Genomic DNA, 24,808 nt, shown 5'->3' on the forward strand with positions numbered 1-24,808 from the left:
TCTGTTTTTAGAACATCGAATTGGATGCCTTAAGGCAGCTTTATAACACATTTTAGATATCTTACATGAAACAAAATATTTTTTGAACAAATGTGTAACACATCATGTTCATGCGAATATGTTAAACCATGAACAAAATAATGGAGGCTTACCATGAGTGATTTATCGGCAACACAGTGTGCCTGTGGCGGTTGTGGCTGTGGCGGCAGAAATGGACTTTCTTGCGGAGGTTCCTGCGGATGCAACAGTTGCACTCTGATCATCATCCTTCTCCTCTGCTGTGGCGGCTGCGGCGGCGATGGTTTCGGTTTTAATGGCGGTTGTGGCAATGACAACAGCTGCATCTGGATCATCCTTCTCTTATTCTGCTGCGGTGGCTGTGGCAATAACAACGGATGTGGCTGCGGCGGCTGCGGTGGCAATGATTGCGGCTGCTGCTAAAAGCGGACTCACCACGATCTATAAACGGGATATCGGGCAGAATGACTGTCCGATATCCGCAAAAAGTGGCCAGCAGGAGCAATTCTGCTGGTATTTTTTTACTGAAAATCAATAGAATATAGTATAGCTGTCTTACCAAGTGATCACTGCATGAAACGGAGCTTCATATGTTTAATGGCAACTTCCATCATCCACTGGACAACTTAATAAAAGATGACCGCCTGTTCATGATGGAGGCCATTCTCCCATTTGTGGATGACCGTATGAAAGCTCCTCTGGCAATGTACATAAAGATCATGGAACTTCAGACCATATTGAATGCTCTGCGCGATACAAATTATGTAAACTCCTGTGGACTCCACAAAGATATAAACAATCAGGATGATATACTGTCATCCCTTGCCGGGTGTGGATTTCCCGATATCAGGAACCAGTTTGCCAGCATGAAAAAAGCCATGGATATGATGAAGACCATGGAAGCCATGAACACACAGCAATCCACGGATTCTCTGTACCGGCACTATCAAAGCAGAACTGCCTCTGAAACCGAGGGCGAAGAAAACTACGACAACACTGAATCCCAGTCATCCCAGGATATATACAGCTCCGTCAAAGACCTGTTTGAAAAATATGATATGGAGGGATATTAAACATGAATCTTCAAAATGACCCAAGACTAAAAAACATGCATCCGCTAAAAAGGGAAATTCTTCTCAGATTATCCAACTCCCAGTCCACCATGACTCCGGAGCAGATGCTCCCCCAGCTAATGGAGATCAACAAAGAACTGCAAAAAAGGGATCTCTCCTTCAGCAGATCCGAGTCCGAGATCGTTCTGGATGTTCTGAGCGAAGGCATGTCTCCACAGGAAAAACAAAAGATAAATATGATAAAGTCCATGCTGTAAAAAATGCATTTCACTGAATGTAACACAATTTCATTTTTGTAGCTATTAGCTATAGTTTCACATTTTTGTACCTGATAGTTTCTGGCTGACGATACCGTTATTGGCAGATACTATTTGCATAAAATGTAGCTGATAGATATTGTTTCAGCAAGATGGAGGTTATTGTGATAGATATCTTTGACTTGGGATTGCGGATAAGAAATGTGAGAAAGGCTCATAATCTTACTCAGGAACAGCTTGCCGAGAAAATAAAAGTGTCTCCTCATTATGTGTATGAGCTGGAACATGGATACAAAAGTATGAGTATATATACTCTTGCCAATATCGCAACTGTTCTTGATGCGCCACTGGATTTTCTGGTGTTCGGAAAGGAACCGGCCACCACCCCCGAGAACAAGGATTATATCACTCATGACGATCTTGACAGACTGGTGGAATCGATACCGCTGTACAAACGTGACAGTGCATACAGCGCACTCAAGAATCTGCTGCTTTATCTGAAATAAATGATAATCCGATATATATTTAACATCAAGAAAGCCACATGGATTTTTCTCCATGTGGCTTTCTCATGTTTATAGTTTTTTATTTCATAACAATATTCACAATACGTCCAGGAACATAGATCTCCTTGATAACGTTACCTGTGAGCTTGTCGGCGATCACTTCCTTAGCCTTTGCGATAACCTCATCCTTTGGATCCTCCTTGCCGATCGCAAGTGTTGCCTTAGTCTTACCGTTGATCTGTACAGCGATCTCTACTGTTGACTCTACTGTCTTTGCCTCATCGAACTCTGGCCATGTCTGCTGATATACATATCCGCCATAGTTCTTTACTGACCACAGCTCCTCTGTGATATGAGGTGCAACAGGGTTTAACAGGATGAGCAGTGTCTTGAACTCATCTGCTGTAACGCTTCCCTTCTTGTAGAAGTCGTTGAGAAGTGCCATCATGGCTGCGATAGCTGTGTTGTACTTCAGGTTCTCGAAGTCATTTGAAACCTTCTTGATAACCTGGTGCATCTTGGTCTCCATATCCTTGGAGTAGCCCTTCTCGTCTGTCACACTGTCCTGAAGCTTCCATACTCTGTCGAGGAATCTTCTACATCCCTTGACACCATCCTCTGACCATGAAGCTGCAAGGTCAAATGCTCCGATGAACATCTCGTAGGTACGAAGTGTATCTGCACCATATACATCTACGATGTCGTCAGGATTTACAACGTTGCCTCTTGACTTACTCATCTTCTCGCCGTTCTCACCGAGGATCATACCATGTGATGTTCTCTTCTGGTATGGCTCTGGTGTAGGAACTACGCCCTGATCGTACAGGAACTTGTGCCAGAATCTTGAATACAGAAGGTGGAGTGTTGTATGCTCCATTCCTCCGTTGTACCAGTCAACAGGAAGCCAGTACTTGAGTGCCTCCTTGCTTGCAAGAGCCTCTGTGTTGTGAGGATCTGTATATCTGAGGAAATACCATGATGATCCAGCCCACTGTGGCATAGTATCCGTCTCTCTCTTTGCAGGGCCGCCACAGCATGGACATGTGGTGTTTACCCAGTCTGTCATAGCTGCAAGTGGTGACTCGCCGTTGTCTGTCGGCATGTAGCTGTCTACCTCTGGAAGAAGCAACGGAAGCTGGCTCTCGTCGATAGGTACATAACCACACTTATCGCAGTGAACGATAGGAATTGGCTCGCCCCAGTATCTCTGACGTGAGAATACCCAGTCACGGAGCTTGTAGTTTGTCTTTGCCTGACCGATACCCTTCTCCTCCAGGAACTTTATCATCTTCTCCTTTGCATCCTTTACCTCAAGGCCGTTGAGGAAATCTGAGTTGATGAGCACTCCTGTTGCCACGTCTGTAAATGCAGCCTCATTTATATCTACTTCCTCGCCATCCTTTGCAACAACCTGGATGAGTGGAAGTCCGAACTTCTTTGCAAATTCCCAGTCTCTGTCATCATGTGCAGGAACCGCCATGATAGCACCTGTTCCGTAGCTCATGAGTACATAGTCTGATACGTATATAGGGATCTCCTTGCCATTTACAGGGTTGATGGCTGTGAGTCCGTCTATGCATACACCAGTCTTATCCTTTGCAAGCTCTGAACGCTCAAAGTCGCTCTTCTTCGCTGCCTGCTCACGGTATGCCTCGATGTCTGACCAGTTGCCGATCTCGTCCTTGTACTTGTCAAGGATTGGATGCTCTGGTGAAACAACCATGTATGTTACTCCGAATAATGTATCGCATCTTGTTGTATATATGCGGAGCTTGTCCTCTTTGCCCTTTACTGAGAAATCTACCTCAGCTCCTGTTGAACGTCCGATCCAGTTCTTCTGTGAAACCTTTACACGCTCGATGTAATCCACGCCGTCAAGTCCTTCAATGAGCTTGTCTGCGTAATCTGTGATCTTGAGCATCCACTCAGACTTAACCTTGCGGACAACCTCGCTGCCACAACGCTCACATACGCCGTTGACAACCTCCTCATTTGCAAGACCAACCTTACATGATGTACACCAGTTGATAGGCATCTCCTTCTTGTATGCGAGACCAGCCTTGAAGAGTTTGAGGAATATCCACTGTGTCCACTTGTAATATTCAGGATCAGTTGTGTTGATCTCTCTGTCCCAATCGAATGAGTATCCAAGTGAGTGTAGCTGTTTCTTGAATCTTGCAACATTGGTCTTGGTTACTTCCTTTGGATGGATCTTGTTCTTGATCGCATAGTTCTCTGTAGGGAGACCAAATGCATCCCAGCCCATTGGATACAGAACGTTGTAGCCCTGCATTCTTCTCTTTCTTGCTACTATATCCAGCGCTGTGTATGGTCTTGGGTGACCTACATGGAGTCCCTGACCTGATGGGTATGGAAACTCAACTAACGCATAATACTTTGGTTTTGAATAATCATCTGTAGCAGCAAATGCCTTGTTGTCATCCCAGACCTTCTGCCACTTTCCTTCAACGACTTTGTGGTTGTATGTCTCAGCCATTTTTGAAAATGCCTCCTTGAAATTTATCTTTTCAGGCTTTATAACGCTTTTTCGCCCGATTCCTCTCTAATCTTAACTATATTAGCATATATGCTGTGTTTTTCAAACTGTTTTTTGGTATAAGCAGCCCAGCTTATTCAAACACTTTCTTGATACTGTCATAATGAAGGAAGATTCCCTGCTCTGCATATTCTTTTATCTCATCCAGCGTTGCCAGTTTAAAACCATCGGTCTCCGCCTCCTGAGGCCTGATATCTATTTCCGAAAAATCTCCAGTAAACTTATAGACATCCACAAAGTAGTTGTCCTTCTCATCCGGGTTATCTCTCCTATATGTAAACTGCAAGCCTCCATCGAAATCACTTACGTCTATGCCTGTCTCTTCTATCACCTCTCGTCTGACAGCCTCTATGGATGACTCTCCTGCCTGCACTCCGCCGCCGGATACCTCCCACCAGCCTGCTGCCCACGCCTTTGTCATGACACGCTTGGTTATCAGATACTTTCCCTCTCTGTTCTGGAGCACACCGAGCACTGTGAGGTGATAATCCCCCGGCTGCATATTCCAGTCATTTCTCTTCATAGTGCGCCCTGTAGGTTGCTTGTTCACATCGTAAATATCCCAGTATTCCATCTCTGCTTGTCCTCTTTCTGATTTTTATATTTGTTCTGCCCAGTAACATAATAAATGCTATTTTAAGTTTTTTCAACAATCATTCGAATTTTATGCATAATTATTTATTGCAGTTTACTATAAAACTTAAGCTGTGGTACAATTCAAACTGTTATCAAGAGATTTGACCAGCGCAGGCTGAAGGAGGAAGCATGAACGCTTATGAGGTATTTGCCAGTGTCTATGATGAACTGATGGACAACATTCCATATGATGACTGGTGCACATATATAATAGAAGTTTTGAGAAAATACGGAGTGGACGAAGGGCTCATATGTGAGCTTGGATGTGGCACCGGAGAGATAACGGAAAGGCTTGCGGATGCCGGATACGACATGATCGGTATCGACAATTCATATGAGATGCTTGAGGTGGCAAATGAGAAAAAGCTGGATACAGGACATGAATCCATCTTATATCTCATGCAGGACATGAGGGAGTTTGAGCTCTTCGGCACGGTGAATGCCATCGTGTGCGTGTGCGACAGCATCAACTATCTCACGGAGCTTGCCGACATAACCCACGTATTCAGGCTGGCAAATAACTATCTCGAATCAAAAGGCATATTTATCTGCGACTTCAAGACCCGCCACTATTTCAAGGATGTGGTTGCCGACAGCACCATAGCCGAGGACAGGGACGACGTGAGCTTTATCTGGGATAACTACTACGATACGGAAACCGATATAAATGAGCTGGCTCTCAGCCTGTTTCTCCCAGAATACCCAGAATCAGGCATTGAGCCGGATGATGAGTGTCCTCTATACAGGAAGTATCAGGAATTCCATTATCAGCGAGGCCTGACCCTTGATGACATGAGGAAATGCGTTGCTGACTCAGGCATGGAGCTCGTCGCCATGTACGATGCATTTACATGGCAGCCAGCCACAGATTCCAGTGAAAGGGTATACGTGGTTGCAAGGGAGACACACCAGGATAACAAACACTATGAATAGGCTTGTCTTATCACCATTCATAATATAAAATGGTGAAGATTGTCCAATATATCATTATTATAATGCGATTATATATAGAGATAACCGGACAGATTTCAAAATGTAACAAAACTAATCAACATAGAATAGCGAGGTATACAACATGAGCGATCATATAATAAGAGGTATGGCGGCGAACAATCAGGTAAGATTCTTCGCCGGAACAACAAGAGATATCGTGGAGACTGCAAGATCTATCCACAACACAAGCCCTGTGGCTACAGCCGCACTTGGAAGACTGCTCACAGCAGGAGCACTTATGGGAGCACAGTGCAAGAACGAGTCCGACGTACTCACACTTCAGATTCAGTGCAACGGACCGATCGGAGGACTTACCGTAACTGCAGACGCACATTCAAGAGTCAAGGGATATGTCAACAATCCAAACGTTATCCTTCATGCAAATGATAAGGGCAAGCTCGATGTAGCAAAGGCTCTTGATCTTGGTGTACTTTCAGTTATCAAGGATATCGGTCTCAAGGAGCCTTATGTCGGTCAGACACAGCTCGTGTCCGGTGAGATCGCCGAAGATCTTACTTATTACTTTGCGACATCTGAGCAGATTCCTACATCTGTTGCCCTTGGTGTTCTCATGGAGAAGGACAACACCGTCAAACAGGCAGGCGGCTTCATCATCCAGCTCATGCCATTTGCATCGGACGAACTCATAGACGTTCTTGAGAAGAGACTTAACGAGTTCTCTTCTATCACCAGTCTCCTCGATGCGGGCAAGACTCCTCTTGACATCATCAAGGATGTATTTGAAGGCTATGACGTTGTAGTGACCGATGAGTTGCCTACCGAGTGGCACTGCAACTGCAGCAAGGAGAGATATTACAATGCGGTACTCAGCCTTGGCAAAAAAGAGATTGCAAGCCTTCTCGAGGAGGGCGAGCCTATAGAGGTCAACTGCCAGTTCTGCAATTCTCATTACAAGTTCTCACCTGACGAACTTAAGGAGATGCTGCTCAAAGCGGCTGCAAAATAATCATTTTTCCGCCATTTGCCCTCATTTTTACAACATTTTTGTACATTATAATTATTGCATTGGTTTTTTCACTATGCTAGAATGTTAAGCGTTGTAAAATAGACTAATTTTGAAAGAAAGAGTGAATATTATGAAGATAACAAGAGATGATATCAGAAATGTGGCTATCATCGCCCACGTTGACCACGGTAAAACAACACTTGTAGACGAGCTCTTAAAGCAGAGCGGTGTGTTCCGTGACAATCAGGAGGTCGCTGAGCGTGTCATGGATTCCAACGATATCGAGCGTGAAAGAGGAATCACTATCCTCTCCAAGAATACTGCCGTAACATATGGAAGCACCAAAATCAACATCATTGATACTCCGGGTCATGCAGACTTCGGCGGTGAGGTTGAGCGAGTTCTTAAGATGGTAAACGGAGTAATCCTCGTTGTTGATGCATTTGAGGGTCCTATGCCACAGACCAAGTTCGTTCTGAAGAAGGCCCTTGAGCTTAATCTTGCAGTTATCGTATGTGTAAATAAATGTGATCGTCCTGAGGCACGTCCTGACGAGGTAGTTGACGAAGTTCTTGAGCTCCTCATCGAGCTCGATGCAAATGAGGATCAGCTTGACTGCCCATTTGTATTTGCTTCTGCCAAGTCCGGTTATGCAACACTTGACTCATCCGAGCCAGGCACAGACATGAAGCCTCTGTTCGACACTATAATTGATTACATTCCTGCTCCTACAGGCGATCCTGAGGCAGGTGTACAGATGCTTGTCAGCACAATCGACTACAACGAGTACGTTGGACGTATCGGTGTCGGCAAGGTCGACAATGGTGTCCTCAAGGTAAATGAGGATCTTGTCATAGTAAATGAGCATGACCCGGACAAGCTCGAGAGGGTTCGTATCGGAAAGCTTTTCGAGTATGAGGGTCTTAACAAGATAGAGGTTAAGGAAGCACAGATAGGTTCTATCGTTGCTGTTTCAGGCATTGCAGATGTACAGATAGGTGATACTCTCTGCTCCCCTGAGAATCCTGACCCAATTCCTTTCCAGAAGATTTCTGAGCCAACCATCGCCATGACATTCATGGTAAATGACTCTCCTCTCGCAGGCAAGGAAGGTAAGTTCGTAACATCAAGACATCTTCGTGAGAGACTTTTCAGAGAGCTGAACACAGATGTCAGCCTCCGAGTTGAGGAGACTGACACAACTGAGGCTTTCAAGGTTTCAGGCCGTGGTGAGCTTCACCTGTCAGTCCTCATCGAGAACATGAGACGTGAAGGTTATGAATTTGCAGTAAGTAAGGCTGAGGTTATCTACAAGGAAGATGAGCTCGGACATAAGCTTGAGCCATTTGAGATCGCTTATATAGATGTTCCTGACGAATTTGCAGGTACTATCATCAACATGCTGAACCAGAGAAAGGGGGAGCTTCAGGGAATGGCTCCTACAGGAAATGGAACCACAAGACTTGAGTTCTCTGTTCCATCCCGTGGACTTATCGGATTCCGTGGTGACTTCATGACAGCTACCAAGGGTACAGGTATCATCAACACAACATTTGACGAGTATCTTCCATACAAGGGTGACATGAGCTACCGTTCAAAGGGATCACTCATCGCATTCGAGTCAGGTACTTCGATCACATATGGTCTTTTCAACGCACAGGAGCGTGGAACACTGTTCATCGGACCTGGTGAGCAGGTTTACGCCGGTATGGTTGTAGGTGAGAATCCTCGTGCTGAGGACATGGAGGTCAATGTCTGCAAGAAGAAGCAGCTTACCAACACACGTTCTTCAGGATCAGATGATGCTCTCAAGCTTTCACCTCCAAAGGTGATGAGTCTTGAGCAGGCTCTTGACTTCATCGACACTGATGAGCTTCTGGAGATCACACCAAAGTCATTCAGAATCCGTAAGAAGATTCTTGACCATACTCTCCGCTACAGAGCCAACAGGAAGTAGGACGAAAACGGACGAAAAGTCCTTTGAGATAGTGAAGCCCGTACTCTGTAAGGATGTGGATCCATCACACTCGACTTTCTGAACTAACGATGGCCCACACCCTTACAGGGTACGAGCTAATTTACTTTCTTATAGGGCTTTTCTGTTTTTTGTATCTTTCTGGCTTTTTCTTTATGTTTGCGATAATTTTGTGACCTTTTACCTCCTTGTCACGGCGTCTATTGGTCTTAGTTTTGAGGCCCATCTTGCTGGGAAATAGCCTGCTGCCACTCCGAGGATCACGGAGCCGAGGACTCCGGTCAGTGCAAGCCACCATGGGATCATGGCTATCTGGGTTTCTTTTGCAAGGTTGAACATGGAGACGGCGGCTTTATTCACCACTATTCTCACTCCGTAGGAGGATAATACTCCGAGGACGCCTCCGACAAGTCCTATCACTGCGGCCTCCATGAGGAACAGAAGTCTGAGCTCGTCTATGTCGCAGCCGAGGACCTTCAATATACCGATCTCGTTTACCCGGTCGAATACAGAGGTCGTCATGGTGTTGCTTATTCCTATGACAGCCACAATAAGTGCTATCATTCCGATTCCGCCGAGAAGAAGCTGTATCATCTTGAGGTACTTCTGTATCGTGTCCAGATATTCCTTGGAATTCTCTGTCTGATACCCCATGTCCTGAAGCTTTTTTACCATCGCATCGACGTTATTTATATCATCTACGATCACCACCGCTGATGTGTAGACAAATTCACGGTAGCTGTTGCCATTGCCATCCACCGGCTGACCGTACAGCTTGCCATCGGCGCTGACCTTTCTGAGCAGGCTTTTCAGTGAATCCATATCACAGTATATCGTCTGAGACTTCTCGCTGTAGCTGTCAGAGATGTCCAGCGATTCGTCAGACTCTTCATCCTGAACTGCGCTGTCATAAGAAGTGTCAGCAGAAGCATTGTCAGAGCTGTTATCCGTATCTCCATCAGATAAAACCCCGGCGAGCTTCAGTTTGAATATCCTGTCACTTTCACCGCTCCATCCGACGGTCGTGTCAAATCTCTTTCCGACAAGGGACGCAATACTCTTATTCTCTCTCTTCTCGTAACTGTCAAATATCTTTTGATTGAAGAACATTTTGCCCACACTGCTGCCCGAGATCAGTTCAGGTGTCCCATGTGAAGAATTGCTGTTTTCCCCATAGGCCAGACTCCAGCCATCAAGCTCATTTCCCGGCACACCCACAAGATTGCCAAAGTATTCATACTCCCCATACTTCATACTCACAGGAACCTCATACAGAGGATAACAACCATCCACATTTGCAAGATCTGTCAATGTAGATATCGTTCTGTCCGTTATCATTCGATCCTTATGCTTACTTCTGGTCTCACTGTATATCGTTATCTGGTTGACACTTCCACTTGCAACCGCAGAATCTATCATCTCGTTCTTGACTCCGATTCCCACAGCCAGAAGTGCTACAACCGATATAACACCTATCATCACGCCGAGAACGGTGAGAAATGTTCTGATCTTTCTTCTCTTCATATTCATAAGACACAAATGCCATATCCACCCCATACAATCTATCTCCTTATAAACTCTCTCCCCGTGACCGGAATCTAAAATTCATCAAGAATCTCCTTTTTTCTCCTGTGCTTTCTTATTGCACATATACATAACAGAGCTATCACTATAACCACAGCAATTACACCATATAACACCTTTTTACCACTGCTTTTTGTGCTGTCCTTTATCTTCTCTACATTGTCATACACCGGAGATTCCACAGTCGCCTTGAAATTCCCCTCAATCGTCGTCTCATTCCCCTCTTTGTCCTCATATGTAACTATCACCTTTGACATATCACCGCTCGCAGCAGTCGTCGCCACGGCATTCGTGAGGATATCTATACTTCCGCTCTTTCCAGACTCTATATTGCCTATATACGTCTCAATCTCCTCCATACTTCCCAACAAGCAATTTTCAACCGACGCACCGCAGGACGGCATGGCGAAAATACGGAAAAGGGTACTCTTTTCCTATGCTTGCTAAGAAAGTTTTTTCCTCACTTATCACTACAACGGAACTCCCAGTATGCCAAAAAGCGCAAAAGAAAAACGCCGCAATTCTGCGGCGCTTCATTCACTTTATGCAGACAAAAACGAGGGAACTTTATTCCCCCGTCCTGTCATTGTTGGCTTCCTCTATGCCTTTTGCAGTAGCAGACATGATTTTTAAGTCTGTTTCGCTCATTGTGTCAAGCATGGTATCGAGCTGACGGCGGCGTGTGGACTTCTCTTGTTCCCGTTCCGGGAAAAAGAACTGGTCTACTGATACGTCAAGCAGGGTTACAAGCTCATATAAAATCTGTAAACTTGGGTGCTGCCCGCTGTTTTCAATGGACGCGATATACCTGGGCGCAATATTCAGTGTGTCGGCTAACTGATTGCGTGATATTCCCTTTGCTTTTCTTGCTGCTTTAATGGCTTGCCCGAAAGCCTTAAAATCATACTTCACTTTATCCTGCTTCATATTTTTCACCCTATTACATTTTACTGTTCCTCTTTTCTTTGAGATATGATTACACATATCATAGTATTGATGGCAATAGAGCATAAAACATGCAGAGTAAGGTTGCTACAACTCATATTGCCATATATAATATCTAATGACATCGAAAATTAAAGAAATTGATTAGAAATAGATTTTTGTTTGATAATCTTAAATCAGATATTCACAATGGAGGCATATTTATGGCGCAGAGTATTTTAATTGTAGACGATGAAAAAGAAATTGTATCAATGCTGTATTGCTATTTCAGCAAACTTGGATATACGGTATATACTGCAACAGCAGGAAATGCTGCATTAAAAGAAGTAGAAAAAAACCTGACATTATTTTGTTAGACGTTAATATGCCAGATATTGATGGATTTACTGTTTGTGAAAGAATACGGGATTATGTTTCATGCCCTATAATTTTTTTAACAGCACGCATTGAAGATAGTGATAAAATAAAAGGATTTTCTATTGGCGCAGACGACTATGTAATAAAACCATTTTCTGTTGATGAATTAGAAGCTCGCATTGCAGCACATCTTCGCAGAGAAAAAAGACACAATACATCTTCAAAGGTGCAATTTGATGAAGATATGGTTATAGATTATTCCTCACGTATTGTGTTTTATCATAATAAGGATATGGCTTTTACCAAAAAGGAATTTGATATAATATCTTTCCTTTCACAAAACAAAGGAATTGTTTTTGACCGGGAAACTATTTATGAAAAAGTTTGGGGATTAGACGGCATTGGTGATAATACAGTTGTTACAGAACATATCAGACGTATTAGGGCAAAATTTTTATCTTTAAGCGATAGACCTTACATTGAAACTGTTTGGGGGTGCGGATATAAATGGAAAAATTAAAGAGAAGCAGATGGTTCAATCGGTTAAATAGCATGAGTATTAGGATGTCCTTTGTTCTTTATGCTTTGTTTTCGTTGTTGATTGGAATAATTATTTGTATACTTTTAATTTCAATGGTTGACAAATACAGAATAAATTTGAACTATAAGTATGAAAATATGTCAACAAGGTATGATATACCGGAAAATGGTTCATTTACCGCCGCTTATAGTAATGACCAAACAAAATACACAATATTTGATACGAAAGGAAACGAGATATGCAAGTTCAATGTTGATTATCAAAAAGAACGCCCAGTACACGAATATGTCTATCCGAACCATGTTTCATATATCGAAGTTTCACCTAATTTTACAAACCGGGATAGGCTTATTGACAGTGTTTTAGGTTCATTAAATGTTGCAATTATTCCTATCGTATTATCTATTAATATGATATGTTGTGTAACATTTTTTTATAAAAAAAAAATATCGAAACCTATTAAGCTATTAACTAATGCGTATCATAAAATTGAAGCAAATGACTTAGATTTTACGTTATCATATCCATTAAATGATGAAATGGGAAAACTCTGTCATGCCTTTGAAAAAATGAAAGACTGTTTGGCGAAAAATAATGAAACTATGTTTCGACAATTTGCTGAACAGCGCCGTCTAAACGCTGCTTTTTCACATGACTTACGCACTCCTTTGACTTTACTAAAGGGTCATGCTACTATGCTGCTTTCCTTTATTCCCAAAGGCTTAGTATCACAAGAAGAAATATTAGATGAAATATCAGTAATGTCAAAAAATGTTTCACGTCTTGAAAAATATGTAAATGCTATGACGAACTTATATAGGTTAGAGGATATTGATATTCCACGGCAACAGATTACATTTCATGCACTTATTGATAATTTTAATAACACAGCAGAAGCACTTTGTTATGACAAACATTTTTCAATTACTACAAGCGGTGATAATATAACCTTGTTTATCAATTTAAATACAGTCATGCAGATTTATGAAAATTTACTCTCTAATAGTATTAGATACGCAAAAAGTGATATTGCTATTAGCGCAGTAATAGAGAATAATAATTTAGTTATATCTGTTTCAGATGATGGTTGCGGGTTTAAAAATATTGATATTGAAAAAGCGACATTACCATTTTATAAATCATCGAAAGATATATCTACTGAACATTTGGGATTAGGGCTGAATATTAGTAAGATTTTAAGTGAAAGACATGGCGGAAATATCCAAATTGCTAATAACGAAGCAGGGGGAGCATGTGTTACAGTAAAAATAAATTGCAATGAAAGTTGATTGAAAATAGACATTTTATTGCTATTATAAATTTAAAAGAAAGGAGATAAGGACAAATGAAAAAAATAATATGTATGTTTCTAAACTTATCGTTATTGGTGTGTATTGTTGGGTGCAGTCAAGCAAAGGACAGTGATAACCATGTAGTACAAGATTATTCCGAAGAATATGAGGTTTCTCCTTATGGAAGTGAAGAAGCACTTGACACTTTGGGTGATTTGAAGATTTCAATGAGTACAGAAAAGGATTTAGATTTGAAGCACCTTTCATTTCTAATAGAAAATACTTCTGATAAAGAATACCGATATTCACCAAATTATTTTGAAATAGAAGCTGAACAATCCGGCACTTGGTATCAACTTAAACAGCTTGATGACCCCTCAAAGAGCAATGAAAAGGATTGTTTTATTAATCCTAACGAACGATTAACATTAGAAATTGATGTTAAAAGCTTTTATGGAGAATTGCCTGCTGGACACTATCGTTTGATTAAACAATTTGCGTTCTTTGAAAGTGAAAGAGATTGGGATTACGATACATATAATTTATCTTGCGAATTTACGATAAGGTAAAAATTCTCTACTTCATAAGCATGAAATAAAAAAAACGCTTATGAAGTAGAAAGTTCGACTCAGAACTTTTGAAAAGATAGTCAAAAATTACTTTGTGATTTCAGAATAAACATCATGGACTTTTCACACATGTTTTCTTTTTTCTACATCCCTTCGTTTATGATAACACTCTTTATACCTGAGACACTGTTAAGTGCGTTCAGTATACCCGTTACCGCCATGTTGCTATTTTCTTCTGATACGCCGCCAAGATCAAGGTATATCATTATCTGGTCTTCGCCCTTATATATATCAATATACCCCATATAGTTTTCTTCATCACCATTTTGTGAAGAATAATCCGCCATCACCTGCTGGATCTCATCTACCTTCTCATCTGTGACACCGCCATCAATATGCACACTATACAAAAAGCTCTCTCCGTCAAATCCTGCAACATGTGCCTCGTAGTTCAGGTCAAGCTGATCTATCCCAAATACACTGTCAAAGTCGAATTCTCCGTCTTCTCCAAATCCATATTCTCCATAATTTTCTGCCATAGCATCATCCATATTATCTGCCATTTCACTATTCCCCTCTATCTCATTCTCTTTCTCTGCAACCTCCGTCTCATCCTGTTCTTCCGCTGCAGCATCCTCAGGACTTCTCTCAAACCTCGCATATCCGCTGTCATATTTCAGATAAATGACATTCTTCTCAGTTGTGCTGATATATATTTCCTGTCCAGCTTCAAGATCCACGCCTGCTGCCGCAAAATTCTCTGCAGGATAGTCTTTGCTGTCGACCTTTTTTATCGTTCCCGCGATCTCGTATCCTTCCGGCAATTTCTCATCTCTTCCGGTTGCATTGTAATAATAGATGTGTCCATCATACATGACCTGTGGCTGCTCTATTATTCCGCTCTCCACACCGGTCGAGGTCTCCGCACCATTTGTTTCTGAAACATTTCCACCTGAATTTCCACAGGCCGTACACGCCATAATGGAGAGCATCGCAGCAACTATAAATATTTCTTTTCGTATCCCCATATAAATTTCCCCTTTTTAATTCTTATTTATTGATGTAATGTAAACCAACTAACTGTATGTCCATATTAACATGGCTTTTCCAGCTCTGCAACATACTTATTATTAAAGTTGTCACCATATGCTTACTTCCGTCCATCCATATTCTCATCCCGAACATATCTCGCATTGAACTCCATATTTATCTCACGAAGCTCTTTCTTCCCGTCAATATAATCCTGGTACATCTCTGTGATACCACACATACAGCCATCACAGTAAGCGTCAATATTCCCCAGAGAATCAGCGACTATCTTCTCTCGTTCTTCCCTAGTTGTGTCCTTTATAAGAAAACCTGCCATCGTCAAAAGCCTCCTCTTACAATTCTCATAAAAACAATTAAAACCGGTTTTATACACAAGTACATGTCAAAAAAACAGGCACTTGTAGTTCTTGATACATAAGATATGAAACATATATACAAACGATAATGAAAGTGACTGATCTTCAGCGCTTACTGCTGCTGCGAAGACCGCACCGCCCTTATCGCGGTTTTCGCAGCATGCAAATGTAAGCAAGCTGAAGTGAAGGTAACTGAATGTGTTTGTATATATGTTTTCATATCCATATCTCGAACTACAAGTGCCGTCCGGCCTTTTTACTGTCTGACCTTAATATGAACCTCACGGAGCTGCTGCTCTGTAACCTCGCCAGGTGCTCCGCACATAAGATCCTGTGCATTTCCATTCATTGGGAATGGGATGACCTCTCTGATATTCTCCTCGTTTCTGAGAAGCATGATCATTCTGTCCACACCAGGAGCCATACCTGCATGAGGTGGTGCTCCGAACTGGAATGCATTATAGAGTGCTCCGAACTTCTCCTTCAGATCATCCTCTGTGTATCCTGCGATCTCAAATGCCTTGACCATGATCTTCATGTCGTGGTTTCTTACAGCGCCTGATGAAAGCTCGATACCGTTGCAGACGATGTCGTACTGGTAAGCCAGGATATCAAGTGGATCCTTCTCATTTAACGCCTCAAGTCCGCCCTGTGGCATTGAGAACGGATTGTGAGTGAAGATGATCTTCTTGCTCTCCTTGTCATACTCGTACATTGGGAAGTCATTTATATAACAGAAACGGAATGCGTTCCTCTCGTTGAGGTCAAGTCTGTTGCCAAGCTCAATTCTGATCTGTCCTGCAAATGACGCTGCAAGCTCCTCCACGTCTGCGATGAAGAAAATAGTATCTCCAGGCTGAAGGCCTGCAAGCTCTGCGATCTCACCCTTCATATCATCAGGAATGAACTTGTCGATAGGTCCCTTGTATGACATATCCTCAAGGATCTCTAGGTATCCAAGACCGCCCATGCCGATGCTCTGTGCAAACTTGAGCATCTTCTCATGCTGTCCCTTTGAAAGTTTCTTGTGTACATTGATGGCACGTACCGTCTTGCCGTGGAATGGCTTGAATGTACATCTCTGGAAGAAATCTGTAAGATCTATTATTCTAAGTGGGTTTCTGAGGTCAGGCTTATCCGTACCGAACTCAAGCATAGCCTGCTTGTAGCTGATGATCGGATATGGAGCCTGTGTAACCACTGCGCCCTCAGGTGCAAACTTCTCAAATGTTGCTGAGAGGACTTCCTCTCCAATCTTGAATACGTCCTCCTGTGTTGCAAAACTCATCTCAAAGTCGAGCTGGTAGAACTCTCCTGGTGAACGGTCTGCTCTCGCATCCTCATCTCTGAAACAAGGAGCTATCTGGAAGTATTTGTCAAATCCTGATACCATGAGGAGCTGCTTGTACTGCTGTGGTGCCTGTGGAAGTGCATAGAACTTGCCCTTGAACTTTCTTGATGGCACGATGTAATCTCTTGCGCCCTCAGGTGACGAAGCGCAGAGGATAGGTGTCTGGATTTCAAGGAATCCCATCTCCGTCATCTTCTGACGAAGGTAGCTGATGACCTGGCTTCTGAAGATCATGTTGTCCTTAACCTTCTTGTTTCTGAGGTCAAGATATCTGTACTTGAGTCTCACATCCTCACGTGTCTCCTTGGATGTCTGGATCTCAAATGGAATCTGCTTATATACCTTGCCAAGTATCTCTACAGTCTTTGCCTCAAGCTCAATAGTACCTGTAGGGATCTTAGGATTGTATGTCTCCTCATCTCTGTGCTCAACGATACCCTCGATTGATACACAATCCTCCTTTGTTATTCCGTCAAGCAGTGATGTGTCTCTCATTACTACCTGGAGCACGCCATACATATCACGAAGATCGATAAATGATACTCCACCGTGGTCACGGATATTCTCTACCCATCCGGCAACCTTAAGTGTCTTTCCCACATCGCCCTCAGTGATCTCGTTCATTGTTCTGTTACGATAAATGTTCTCGATTGTCATCTGTTCTCTCCTTTTCTTTACTATTTGCCTGTGGCTTTATGTCCACTTTGGCTTTTTCAGGATTACGCACTGGCTGTTATTTCTCTTGCAAATAGAAAAAGCTTATGTTCATCCTGAATCAGATGCACATATACATATGCAAATATTCAGGACGAACATGAGCTCTCTCAAACTACCTGTCGGTTACTTGTCTGCTTTAATGTCCGCGGTACCACCTGATTTACCGTTACACGATCTTCGTATATTCAAAGCATCGCGTCCCAGTCCCTCTCAGTCACCTTGCTCATGACCTCTCTGCGTATCGTGCAGCTACGGCTCCCCTACTCGACATAAAACACGTATCCCGCTATGGGCTATATCTTTCAGCTTGCGGCTGGTAAAGTGTTATTCACATATATTCACTCCGCCGGACTCCCACCACCACCGGCTCTCTGTGGGCGATAATCTATGCTACTTCTCTTCGTCATTGCCTTATATATGGCGTCAGCAAATATCTGACGCCACATTATTATATTCTAGTGATTCAAGTTCTGTCAACTATATTTATGTATATTTCCACCATCATCCCACAATCTCTGCACCAAAAGGCATGAGCGCCAGCTTGGCGATCTTAAAGAACTGAAGCCCAAATGGAATTCCGACTATCGTTATGCAAAGCAGCAGCCCCAGGCAGGCATTCTCTACCGCCATAGGTATTCCGCAGCAGAGCAGCCATATGATATTCGCGATCAGCGAGCCAGCCCCGCCTCCATACACTATCTCTTTTCCAAATGGAAAGAATGCAAGTCCTGCAAACTTAAAGCACTGCATCCCAATCGGAATCCCTATTATCGTTATACAGCACAGCACCCCGCTTGCCCCCCACGAAAGTCCGCTCAATATTCCGCCACATAAAAACCATATACAATTTCCAAGACATCCCATGATATCATCTCCTATCTGCACAGTGCAGCCAGCATCCTGACTGCCGCCTCATACTCACCATTATCTCTAGTCTTCCGGATCTTCTTAAGAGCCCTCTCAGCTCCCTCCACATCATAAAACAGCCTCGACCAGTAAGCCCACAGCTCCTTCATCTTGAACATCGTGTTGCCCCTGCCCACATCCGACTCACAGTAATTCCTGTAAAGTTCATCATGGAATATGAAGAATCTGTTCCAGTCATATGTACTGTCGCCACACTCTTCTTTTATCCGCTCCGCCAGACAAGGATCAGCTATTATCCCCCTGCCTATCATAACCTTACTTATATCAGGAAAATCGCCCGTGAACCTGTCATAATCCGCCACACTGTTTATATCTCCGTTGTAGCACACTGTGTCTGGTCTTCCATATGAAGCCACACCTTCGGCAAACACTTCCATGTTTGGCGTATTCTTGTAGAAATCCGTCTGTATTCTCGGATGTATGATCAGCTCACTTATCGGATACTTATTATATATCTCTATGATATCCTCGAACTCCACAGAATTGTCTCTTCCTATTCTGGTCTTTATAGACACATCCATCACGTCTGCGGCAAATACTTCATATAAGAAATTGTCAAGTCTCTCTGTATCATACAGTAGACCCGAGCCTTTATACTTCGTTACTACAGTTTTTGACGGACAGCCGAGATTGATATTCACCTCGTTATATCCAAGCTCCTTCAGGAACTTTGCAGCCTTCACAAATCCCTCACCGCTGTTGGTCAGAAGCTGCGGCACCACATTTATCCCCTGATTGTTTTCCGGCAGCACATCTCTTAACTCTCTGTTTCTGAGAGGCCGTCCCTTCGCCGGGGCAATGAACGGCATAAAGTATTTGTCAACGCCGCCGAAATATTTGTGATGTGCATTTCTGTATATGTATCCTGTTATCCCCTCCATTGGGGCAAGATATATCAAATCATCCCTGTTGTTCATCCATCATTCTCCCATTAAATCCGTAAACCCGGTATAAATATCCTGCAATGACATTCCTTATGACAAAAATATAGAGACATTCATCACCCACATGACAAATGCCTCTACATTATAAACTATATTGTTCTATTTGAACAGATTGGTAACAAACTGTACAAAGTCAATTCCAAACGACTGGAGAAGCAGCAATGCAAGCAGTATTGGTGCCACAAACTTTACCATGACAATATAGAGCTTCTTTCTTCCAAACTTCTCGCCATTTCTTGTAACCTCGTCTATAACCGTCTTAGGCTTCACTACCCAGCCGATAAGTATACATGACAGGATAGCCACAAGCGGCATGAAGATGTTGTTACTCAGGTAATCCATCACATCGAGGATCTGGGCTGTAGCTCCATTTGGAAGCTTGAGCTCAAAGTACCATATGTTGTAACCGAAACATACGACCAACATTCCGACAACCGCATATACAGTTGTTATGACCGCACTCTTCTTTCTCGTGAGATGGAACTTATCCATAAGTCCTGACACTATCGCTTCCATGACCGATACTGAGGATGTGATCGCCGCAAATGTAACCATGATGAAGAACAGGGCTCCGATGACTGTTCCGACCTTACCCATGGCATTGAATACCTTTGGCAGAGATATGAACATAAGTCCAGGGCCCGCTGACATGCCTTCCGTTCCAGAGAACACATACACCGCAGGGACTATCATCAGACCAGCAAGGAAAGCCACTGCCGTGTCAAATATCTCTATCTGATTGATCGACTTCATAAGGTTAACATCCTTCTTAACATATGAGCCATACGCAACCATGATACCCATAGCGACACTTATCGAGAAGAAGAGCTGTCCCATGGCATCCATTACAACCATGAATATATCCCTGAATGTCATTCCCTTAAAATCAGGAATCAAATATACCTTCAGTCCATCAATTCCTGTTCTGATCGTACCATCATCACCGGTATGCTTGATCGTCAGTGAATAGATTGAAATTCCAATTATAAGAATTACCAATATCGGCATGAGCACCTTGCTAAACTTCTCTATTCCCTTTTCAACACCACAGAATACGACAACGCCTGTGGCCGTAAGGAATATAAGTGCAAATACTATAGGCGCAGTCTGGGCTGTTATAAAACCGGTGAAATAACCGTCACCAGTGGCAGCCTCTGTCTGACCTGTAAAATATGCTGTCATATACTTCAGAACCCATCCTCCGATAGTACAGTAATATGGAAGGATTATGACCGGTACGATCCACGCCAGACCGCCAAGCCATTTCCACTTCTTATGTATAAGACCATAAGCTGTGAGCGGTCCCTGCCGAGTCTTTCTTCCTATTGCAATATCTGTTGTGAGCAGTGTGAATCCAAATGTAAGCGCAAGTATTATATACACAAGTATAAACACACCACCGTTGTCCTTTGCCGCAAGATATGGGAACCTCCATATATTACCAAGTCCTACCGCACTTCCCGCTGCTGCCATAACAAAGCCCAGCGTCCCCGTAAAATTACTTCTTTCCTTCTTATTCATAATCGCCCTTTCTGTTTTTGCTTTTATTTTTTGCTATCCAGTCCCCTGTCTGAACAGTTACTTTTCATTTTTGCCTTCAGTTTTGCCGATGCCGCAAAGTATGCGCGACATCTCGCAGGATAATTTCGGAATGCGCCATATATATTGTATAAATAAAATCCATACGTCAGGAATTTGCCGGCAGGTCCTATCTTGTCCTTCAAGGTCTTCGGGTATCTCTTTCCGCCAACCTCGGGATGATTGCCGTCATTTATATAATTTATCAGATCATCCTCCGAATGTATATAATCCGGAAGATATGTACCTGCAAGTCCGACACAGTTCTCCTTATGGGCATCGCTTCCACCAAAAACAGGTATATCATAGTATGACGCAAGCCTTCTGGCCATCTTATTCCTCTTGGCTGATTCACAGCAATTATATCCCTCTATGAAGTCAAAATGCTGTGCATATAGTCTGTGCTCTATCATGCCAAGCCTTCTCGTGCTGCCAAAGCTCATGAACTTCTCGCCAAATGGATGAGCTGGGCCAAGTATACCGCCGCACTCGTGCACAAGCCATATCACCCTGATAAGCGCCATGCCCCTGTGTTCAAACAGGTCGTACACCTCCTCAGGTGTATCTGATGGCAGTACGATGAGGAAATGTCCATAGTCAAACGTATCATACTCAATACCTCTGAGCACAGCGAAATCCTTCACCTTATCTTTCTGCCTTAAGTACGCTTTGTATCCGGAATATGAATCATGGTCTGTGACCAGCATTCCGTGAAAACCACGCTGCTTTAACAGATCAATATAATCAAGAATCTTTACTTTGGCATCGGGTGATCCCTCAGCCGTATGACAATGCATGTCAAATCTTACTCTGTTCATGTGACCATCTCCTCTGATTATCCATCATGACATACAATCTAATACTCTGCTCCGTTTCCAAGCCATGTTATCTGTGAAAATGGGAAATACACAAATTCTGCTTTGGCAAGTATCTTGTCACGCTTCACATAGGTATTCTCCCAAAGTCTGGCATCCGCTGAGTTTGGTCTGTTGTCTCCCAGCATAAAGTAACAGTCCTCAGGAACCTGATACGGTCCAAACGATCTTACGTCAGTCCTTGCCTCATCACTCAGATAATCCTCCTTGAGCGGAGTATCACTTTCATTTATATATACCTTACCATCTATGATCTCCACGGTCTCACCCGGCAGTCCTATGATTCTCTTGATATATACCTGGGACTCATCGTCCGGCCACTTGAATATGGCTATATCGCCACGCTCAGGATCAGAGAACTTATATGTAAGCCTGCTTCCTATTATGTTGTCTCCAAGCTGTATTGTCTCAAGCATGGAACCAGTAGGTACATTACAGTTTAATATCACAAATCGTCCCAGCAGAAATGCCAGTACGGCGGCCACAACTACTATCACTATACAATCAATCACATCCTGCTTATAATCACGTTTTATATCTCTGCGCCTTATCCTCATCTGATGCCAGACGACACCGCCATGCTCAGATTCACTCACGCCCTCATCCGCAAAACCAAATTGTTCGTAGAATGGGATCATGTTCTCTTTACATGTGAGGACGACTCCGTCGAGTTTACATTTGACCGTCTCCTGAAGAACCTCATGCATTATCTTCGCCGCATATCCATTGTGCTGATAGTCCGGCAGAGTTGACACGCCGAATATCATAAGCCAGCGACCCTTCTTGTCGTAGAAGTCCTCGCCCGTATACATGGCATCGCTCAAATCCTTCTCATTAGTAGTAATACCATTTATACCTGCTATTATTCGCCCGTCCTTCTTGAGCACCCAGAAAGTTTCTCTGTGCGCCTTCAGTCTTCGCTCTATAGACTCCCGGCTTGCTGCCTCAGCCTCAGGAAATGTCTCCTGCTCAAGCATCACAAGCTGGTCAAGATCTTTTTTACCTGGATTGTTTACCTTCATAAATATCCAAACACCTCTTTTCTAAGACACCCATTCTTCATTATCTCACATAACAGAACGGTGTCAAGAAAAAAGGATGCATATCTGACAGATATGCATCCTCTTATCTGAAATCATCTATGCAAATTTCTATTACTCTACACTGTAGTTAGGAGCTTCCTTTGTGATATGGATATCATGTGGATGGCTCTCCTTGAGTGAAGCTGCTGAAATCTTGACGAACTCTGCCTTCTCATGAAGCTCTGCAATGTTCTTTGCTCCGCAGTAACCCATACCTGAACGAAGTCCACCGATGAGCTGGAATACTGTATCCTCAAGTGATCCCTTGTATGCCACACGGCCCTCAACGCCCTCTGGGACAAGCTTTCTTGCGTTCTCCTGGAAGTATCTGTCCTTAGAACCATTCTCCATGGCTGCTATAGATCCCATACCTCTGTATACCTTGTACTTACGTCCCTGATAAAGCTCGAAATCACCAGGAGCCTCATCTGTACCTGCGAACAGACTTCCCATCATACATACGTTGGCACCTGCTGCCAGAGCCTTTGTGATATCTCCTGAATACTTGATACCGCCATCTGCGATAACAGGGATTCCGGCATTCATAGCTGCATCATATGCCTGCATGATAGCTGTGATCTGTGGTACACCGATACCTGCAACAACTCTTGTTGTACAGATAGAACCAGGTCCGATACCGATCTTGACTGCATCTACACCCATGTCGATCATAGCCTGTGCGCCTGATCTTGTTGCAACGTTACCGGCAATAACCTGAAGGTCAGGATACTTCTCCTTAACCATCTTGAAAGTTCTCAGAACGTTGGCTGAATGTCCATGTGCTGTATCTATAACTATCGCATCAACCTTTGCTGATACGAGCTCTGCAACTCTGTCGAGGATGTTGGCTGTACATCCTACTGCTGCTGCACAGAGAAGTCTGCCCTGTGCGTCATGTGCTGAATATGGGTACTTGATCTGCTTCTCAATATCCTTGATCGTGATGAGTCCCTTCAGGTGGAAATCGTCATCAACGATAGGAAGCTTCTCCTTACGAGCCTTTCCAAGGATCTCTCTAGCCTCGTCAAGTGTGATTCCCTCCTTTGCTGTAACAAGACCCTCAGATGTCATTGACTCCTTGATCTTCTTGGTGTAGTCCTTCTCAAACTTCAGGTCACGGTTGGTTATGATTCCAACAAGCTTGCCATCCTCTGTGATAGGTACACCTGAGATTCTGAACTTGCTCATAAGCTCGTCAGCATCTGCCAGTGTATGCTCTGGAGATAAGTAAAATGGATCTGATATTACACCGTTCTCTGAACGCTTTACCTTGTCAACTTCCTCTGCCTGCTTCTCTATGGACATGTTCTTGTGGATAACTCCGATACCACCCTGACGAGCCATGGCAATAGCCATTCTGTGCTCTGTAACTGTGTCCATACCGGCACTCATAAGAGGAATGTTCAACTTAATCTTCTGTGTCAGCTGTGTTGTAAGGTCAACGTCATTTGGTAATACCTCAGAATAAGCAGGTACCAATAAAACGTCATCAAATGTAATTCCTTCGCCAATAATCTTACCCATTTTCTTCTCTCTCTTTCTGTAAAATATTTAATAAGAGCATTGTGCTCATTATGTACGTCAATTAGCCTTAATAGAGAAAACACATCACCCAACACTTATCGCGTTGGGTGATGTAACTTTTTAAACATGCTAAC

Annotated in this window: 23 protein-coding genes and 1 pseudogene; 10 read left to right on the top strand and 14 right to left on the bottom strand. The window is 43.2% G+C overall.

The features are described from left to right. Nucleotides 1-153 precede the first annotated feature (153 nt). From DWX57_RS11165 to DWX57_RS11180, 4 genes are all read left to right on the top strand, one after another. On the top strand, nt 154-441 hold the full coding sequence (locus DWX57_RS11165; RefSeq protein WP_117549292.1) for a chorion class high-cysteine HCB protein 13: 288 nt from the start codon (nt 154-156) through the stop codon (nt 439-441). Nucleotides 442-608: 167 nt separating this feature from the next. After that, nucleotides 609-1,091 (top strand): hypothetical protein, encoded by a 483-nt coding sequence (locus DWX57_RS11170; RefSeq protein ID WP_055146954.1) that lies wholly within the window; start codon nt 609-611, stop codon nt 1,089-1,091. A gap of 2 nt (nt 1,092-1,093) precedes the next feature. Continuing rightward, nucleotides 1,094-1,348: a hypothetical protein gene (locus DWX57_RS11175; protein ID WP_015533925.1), complete on the top strand. Its 255-nt coding sequence runs from the start codon at nt 1,094-1,096 to the stop codon at nt 1,346-1,348. A gap of 164 nt (nt 1,349-1,512) precedes the next feature. Next, nucleotides 1,513-1,854: a helix-turn-helix domain-containing protein gene (locus tag DWX57_RS11180; protein ID WP_165852798.1), complete on the top strand. Its 342-nt coding sequence runs from the start codon at nt 1,513-1,515 to the stop codon at nt 1,852-1,854. Nucleotides 1,855-1,933: 79 nt separating this feature from the next. Here the strand turns inward: DWX57_RS11180 and leuS are convergent, their stop codons facing one another. Both leuS and DWX57_RS11190 read right to left on the bottom strand, forming a co-directional pair. Beyond that, on the bottom strand, nt 1,934-4,351 hold the full coding sequence (gene leuS, locus DWX57_RS11185) for a leucine--tRNA ligase (RefSeq protein WP_055146959.1): 2,418 nt from the start codon (nt 4,349-4,351) through the stop codon (nt 1,934-1,936). 133 nt (nt 4,352-4,484) lie between these two features. Further along, on the bottom strand, nt 4,485-4,985 hold the full coding sequence (locus tag DWX57_RS11190) for an NUDIX hydrolase (protein ID WP_055273312.1): 501 nt from the start codon (nt 4,983-4,985) through the stop codon (nt 4,485-4,487). Nucleotides 4,986-5,176: 191 nt separating this feature from the next. Here DWX57_RS11190 and DWX57_RS11195 point away from each other — a divergent pair, with 191 nt between their 5' ends. From DWX57_RS11195 to typA, 3 genes are all read left to right on the top strand, one after another. Beyond that, nucleotides 5,177-5,980 (top strand): class I SAM-dependent DNA methyltransferase, encoded by an 804-nt coding sequence (locus DWX57_RS11195; RefSeq protein WP_118018172.1) that lies wholly within the window; start codon nt 5,177-5,179, stop codon nt 5,978-5,980. A 142-nt stretch (nt 5,981-6,122) separates the two neighbouring features. Beyond that, complete coding sequence (hslO, locus tag DWX57_RS11200) at nt 6,123-7,007, top strand: Hsp33 family molecular chaperone HslO (RefSeq protein WP_015533929.1); 885 nt, start codon at nt 6,123-6,125, stop codon at nt 7,005-7,007. 130 nt (nt 7,008-7,137) lie between these two features. Then, the gene (gene typA / locus DWX57_RS11205; protein WP_022215896.1) at nt 7,138-8,964 is read left to right on the top strand and encodes a translational GTPase TypA; all 1,827 of its coding nucleotides are present in this window, start codon (nt 7,138-7,140) and stop codon (nt 8,962-8,964) included. Nucleotides 8,965-9,162: 198 nt separating this feature from the next. Here typA and DWX57_RS11210 read toward each other — a convergent pair whose 3' ends face one another. From DWX57_RS11210 to DWX57_RS11220, 3 genes are all read right to left on the bottom strand, one after another. Further along, complete coding sequence (locus tag DWX57_RS11210) at nt 9,163-10,539, bottom strand: ABC transporter permease (RefSeq protein WP_120124252.1); 1,377 nt, start codon at nt 10,537-10,539, stop codon at nt 9,163-9,165. A 41-nt stretch (nt 10,540-10,580) separates the two neighbouring features. Beyond that, a complete protein-coding gene (locus tag DWX57_RS11215) occupies nt 10,581-10,925 on the bottom strand; it encodes a hypothetical protein (RefSeq protein ID WP_117549303.1) in 345 nt (114 codons plus the stop codon). A gap of 208 nt (nt 10,926-11,133) precedes the next feature. Then, nucleotides 11,134-11,493, bottom strand: coding sequence for a helix-turn-helix transcriptional regulator (locus tag DWX57_RS11220; protein WP_022215893.1), 360 nt, complete (start codon nt 11,491-11,493; stop codon nt 11,134-11,136). Between the two features lie 221 nt (nt 11,494-11,714). Between DWX57_RS11220 and DWX57_RS11225 the strand changes: the two are divergent. The 3 genes and pseudogenes from DWX57_RS11225 to DWX57_RS11235 all read left to right on the top strand — a co-directional run bounded on the left by DWX57_RS11225 (nt 11,715) and on the right by DWX57_RS11235 (nt 14,270). Further along, nucleotides 11,715-12,388, top strand: a pseudogene (locus DWX57_RS11225) (response regulator transcription factor). Continuing rightward, nucleotides 12,376-13,698, top strand: coding sequence for a HAMP domain-containing sensor histidine kinase (locus tag DWX57_RS11230; protein WP_117875051.1), 1,323 nt, complete (start codon nt 12,376-12,378; stop codon nt 13,696-13,698). The pseudogene DWX57_RS11225 and the gene DWX57_RS11230 overlap by 13 nt, the downstream one beginning before the upstream one ends. A 56-nt stretch (nt 13,699-13,754) precedes the next feature. Then, complete coding sequence (locus DWX57_RS11235; protein ID WP_118018180.1) at nt 13,755-14,270, top strand: immunoglobulin-like domain-containing protein; 516 nt, start codon at nt 13,755-13,757, stop codon at nt 14,268-14,270. A 143-nt stretch (nt 14,271-14,413) separates the two neighbouring features. On the opposite strand, the gene DWX57_RS11240 is transcribed toward DWX57_RS11235, so the two are convergent. The 9 genes from DWX57_RS11240 to guaB all read right to left on the bottom strand — a co-directional run bounded on the left by DWX57_RS11240 (nt 14,414) and on the right by guaB (nt 24,674). Then, on the bottom strand, nt 14,414-15,298 hold the full coding sequence (locus DWX57_RS11240) for a hypothetical protein (RefSeq protein WP_120124254.1): 885 nt from the start codon (nt 15,296-15,298) through the stop codon (nt 14,414-14,416). Between the two features lie 122 nt (nt 15,299-15,420). Next, nucleotides 15,421-15,636: a purine biosynthesis protein PurH gene (locus DWX57_RS11245; protein ID WP_120124257.1), complete on the bottom strand. Its 216-nt coding sequence runs from the start codon at nt 15,634-15,636 to the stop codon at nt 15,421-15,423. Nucleotides 15,637-15,932: 296 nt separating this feature from the next. Then, a complete protein-coding gene (gene aspS, locus DWX57_RS11250; protein WP_120124259.1) occupies nt 15,933-17,684 on the bottom strand; it encodes an aspartate--tRNA ligase in 1,752 nt (583 codons plus the stop codon). A 561-nt stretch (nt 17,685-18,245) separates the two neighbouring features. Continuing rightward, the gene (locus tag DWX57_RS11255) at nt 18,246-18,608 is read right to left on the bottom strand and encodes a YccF domain-containing protein (protein WP_117549311.1); all 363 of its coding nucleotides are present in this window, start codon (nt 18,606-18,608) and stop codon (nt 18,246-18,248) included. A gap of 11 nt (nt 18,609-18,619) precedes the next feature. Further along, nucleotides 18,620-19,588, bottom strand: a complete 969-nt coding sequence (locus tag DWX57_RS11260) for a tRNA dihydrouridine synthase (RefSeq protein WP_120124261.1) — start codon at nt 19,586-19,588, stop codon at nt 18,620-18,622. Nucleotides 19,589-19,714: 126 nt separating this feature from the next. Continuing rightward, entirely contained in the window at nt 19,715-21,136 is a 1,422-nt protein-coding gene (locus DWX57_RS11265; protein ID WP_055280491.1) for a sodium-dependent transporter, read from the bottom strand. A 23-nt stretch (nt 21,137-21,159) separates the two neighbouring features. Next, nucleotides 21,160-22,011 (bottom strand): PHP-associated domain-containing protein, encoded by an 852-nt coding sequence (locus tag DWX57_RS11270; protein WP_120000038.1) that lies wholly within the window; start codon nt 22,009-22,011, stop codon nt 21,160-21,162. Nucleotides 22,012-22,049: 38 nt separating this feature from the next. Then, nucleotides 22,050-23,090, bottom strand: a complete 1,041-nt coding sequence (gene lepB / locus DWX57_RS11275; RefSeq protein WP_120000040.1) for a signal peptidase I — start codon at nt 23,088-23,090, stop codon at nt 22,050-22,052. A gap of 132 nt (nt 23,091-23,222) precedes the next feature. Next, nucleotides 23,223-24,674, bottom strand: coding sequence for an IMP dehydrogenase (guaB, locus tag DWX57_RS11280; protein WP_117549321.1), 1,452 nt, complete (start codon nt 24,672-24,674; stop codon nt 23,223-23,225). Nucleotides 24,675-24,808 lie beyond the last annotated feature (134 nt).

It is taken from the genome of Coprococcus sp. AF19-8AC (assembly GCF_003603115.1).
Taxonomy (GTDB): Bacteria; Bacillota; Clostridia; order Lachnospirales; family Lachnospiraceae; genus Coprococcus; species Coprococcus aceti.

Bases quoted from the DNA above. Each gene is read 5' to 3' on its own strand.
- leuS (WP_055146959.1), bottom strand. From the start codon at position 4,351: ATGGCTGAGACATACAACCACAAAGTCGTTGAAGGAAAGTGGCAGAAG.
- typA (WP_022215896.1), top strand. From the start codon at position 7,138: ATGAAGATAACAAGAGATGATATCAGAAATGTGGCTATCATCGCCCAC.
- DWX57_RS11245 (WP_120124257.1), bottom strand. From the start codon at position 15,636: ATGGCAGGTTTTCTTATAAAGGACACAACTAGGGAAGAACGAGAGAAG.
- DWX57_RS11215 (WP_117549303.1), bottom strand. From the start codon at position 10,925: ATGGAGGAGATTGAGACGTATATAGGCAATATAGAGTCTGGAAAGAGC.
- DWX57_RS11235 (WP_118018180.1), top strand. From the start codon at position 13,755: ATGAAAAAAATAATATGTATGTTTCTAAACTTATCGTTATTGGTGTGT.
- DWX57_RS11195 (WP_118018172.1), top strand. From the start codon at position 5,177: ATGAACGCTTATGAGGTATTTGCCAGTGTCTATGATGAACTGATGGAC.
- DWX57_RS11170 (WP_055146954.1), top strand. From the start codon at position 609: ATGTTTAATGGCAACTTCCATCATCCACTGGACAACTTAATAAAAGAT.
- DWX57_RS11265 (WP_055280491.1), bottom strand. From the start codon at position 21,136: ATGAATAAGAAGGAAAGAAGTAATTTTACGGGGACGCTGGGCTTTGTT.
- DWX57_RS11220 (WP_022215893.1), bottom strand. From the start codon at position 11,493: ATGAAGCAGGATAAAGTGAAGTATGATTTTAAGGCTTTCGGGCAAGCC.
- DWX57_RS11165 (WP_117549292.1), top strand. From the start codon at position 154: ATGAGTGATTTATCGGCAACACAGTGTGCCTGTGGCGGTTGTGGCTGT.
- DWX57_RS11240 (WP_120124254.1), bottom strand. From the start codon at position 15,298: ATGGGGATACGAAAAGAAATATTTATAGTTGCTGCGATGCTCTCCATT.
- hslO (WP_015533929.1), top strand. From the start codon at position 6,123: ATGAGCGATCATATAATAAGAGGTATGGCGGCGAACAATCAGGTAAGA.
- guaB (WP_117549321.1), bottom strand. From the start codon at position 24,674: ATGGGTAAGATTATTGGCGAAGGAATTACATTTGATGACGTTTTATTG.
- DWX57_RS11270 (WP_120000038.1), bottom strand. From the start codon at position 22,011: ATGAACAGAGTAAGATTTGACATGCATTGTCATACGGCTGAGGGATCA.
- lepB (WP_120000040.1), bottom strand. From the start codon at position 23,090: ATGAAGGTAAACAATCCAGGTAAAAAAGATCTTGACCAGCTTGTGATG.
- DWX57_RS11210 (WP_120124252.1), bottom strand. From the start codon at position 10,539: ATGGGGTGGATATGGCATTTGTGTCTTATGAATATGAAGAGAAGAAAG.
- DWX57_RS11255 (WP_117549311.1), bottom strand. From the start codon at position 18,608: ATGGGATGTCTTGGAAATTGTATATGGTTTTTATGTGGCGGAATATTG.
- DWX57_RS11190 (WP_055273312.1), bottom strand. From the start codon at position 4,985: ATGGAATACTGGGATATTTACGATGTGAACAAGCAACCTACAGGGCGC.
- DWX57_RS11175 (WP_015533925.1), top strand. From the start codon at position 1,094: ATGAATCTTCAAAATGACCCAAGACTAAAAAACATGCATCCGCTAAAA.
- DWX57_RS11230 (WP_117875051.1), top strand. From the start codon at position 12,376: ATGGAAAAATTAAAGAGAAGCAGATGGTTCAATCGGTTAAATAGCATG.
- DWX57_RS11260 (WP_120124261.1), bottom strand. From the start codon at position 19,588: ATGAACAACAGGGATGATTTGATATATCTTGCCCCAATGGAGGGGATA.
- aspS (WP_120124259.1), bottom strand. From the start codon at position 17,684: ATGACAATCGAGAACATTTATCGTAACAGAACAATGAACGAGATCACT.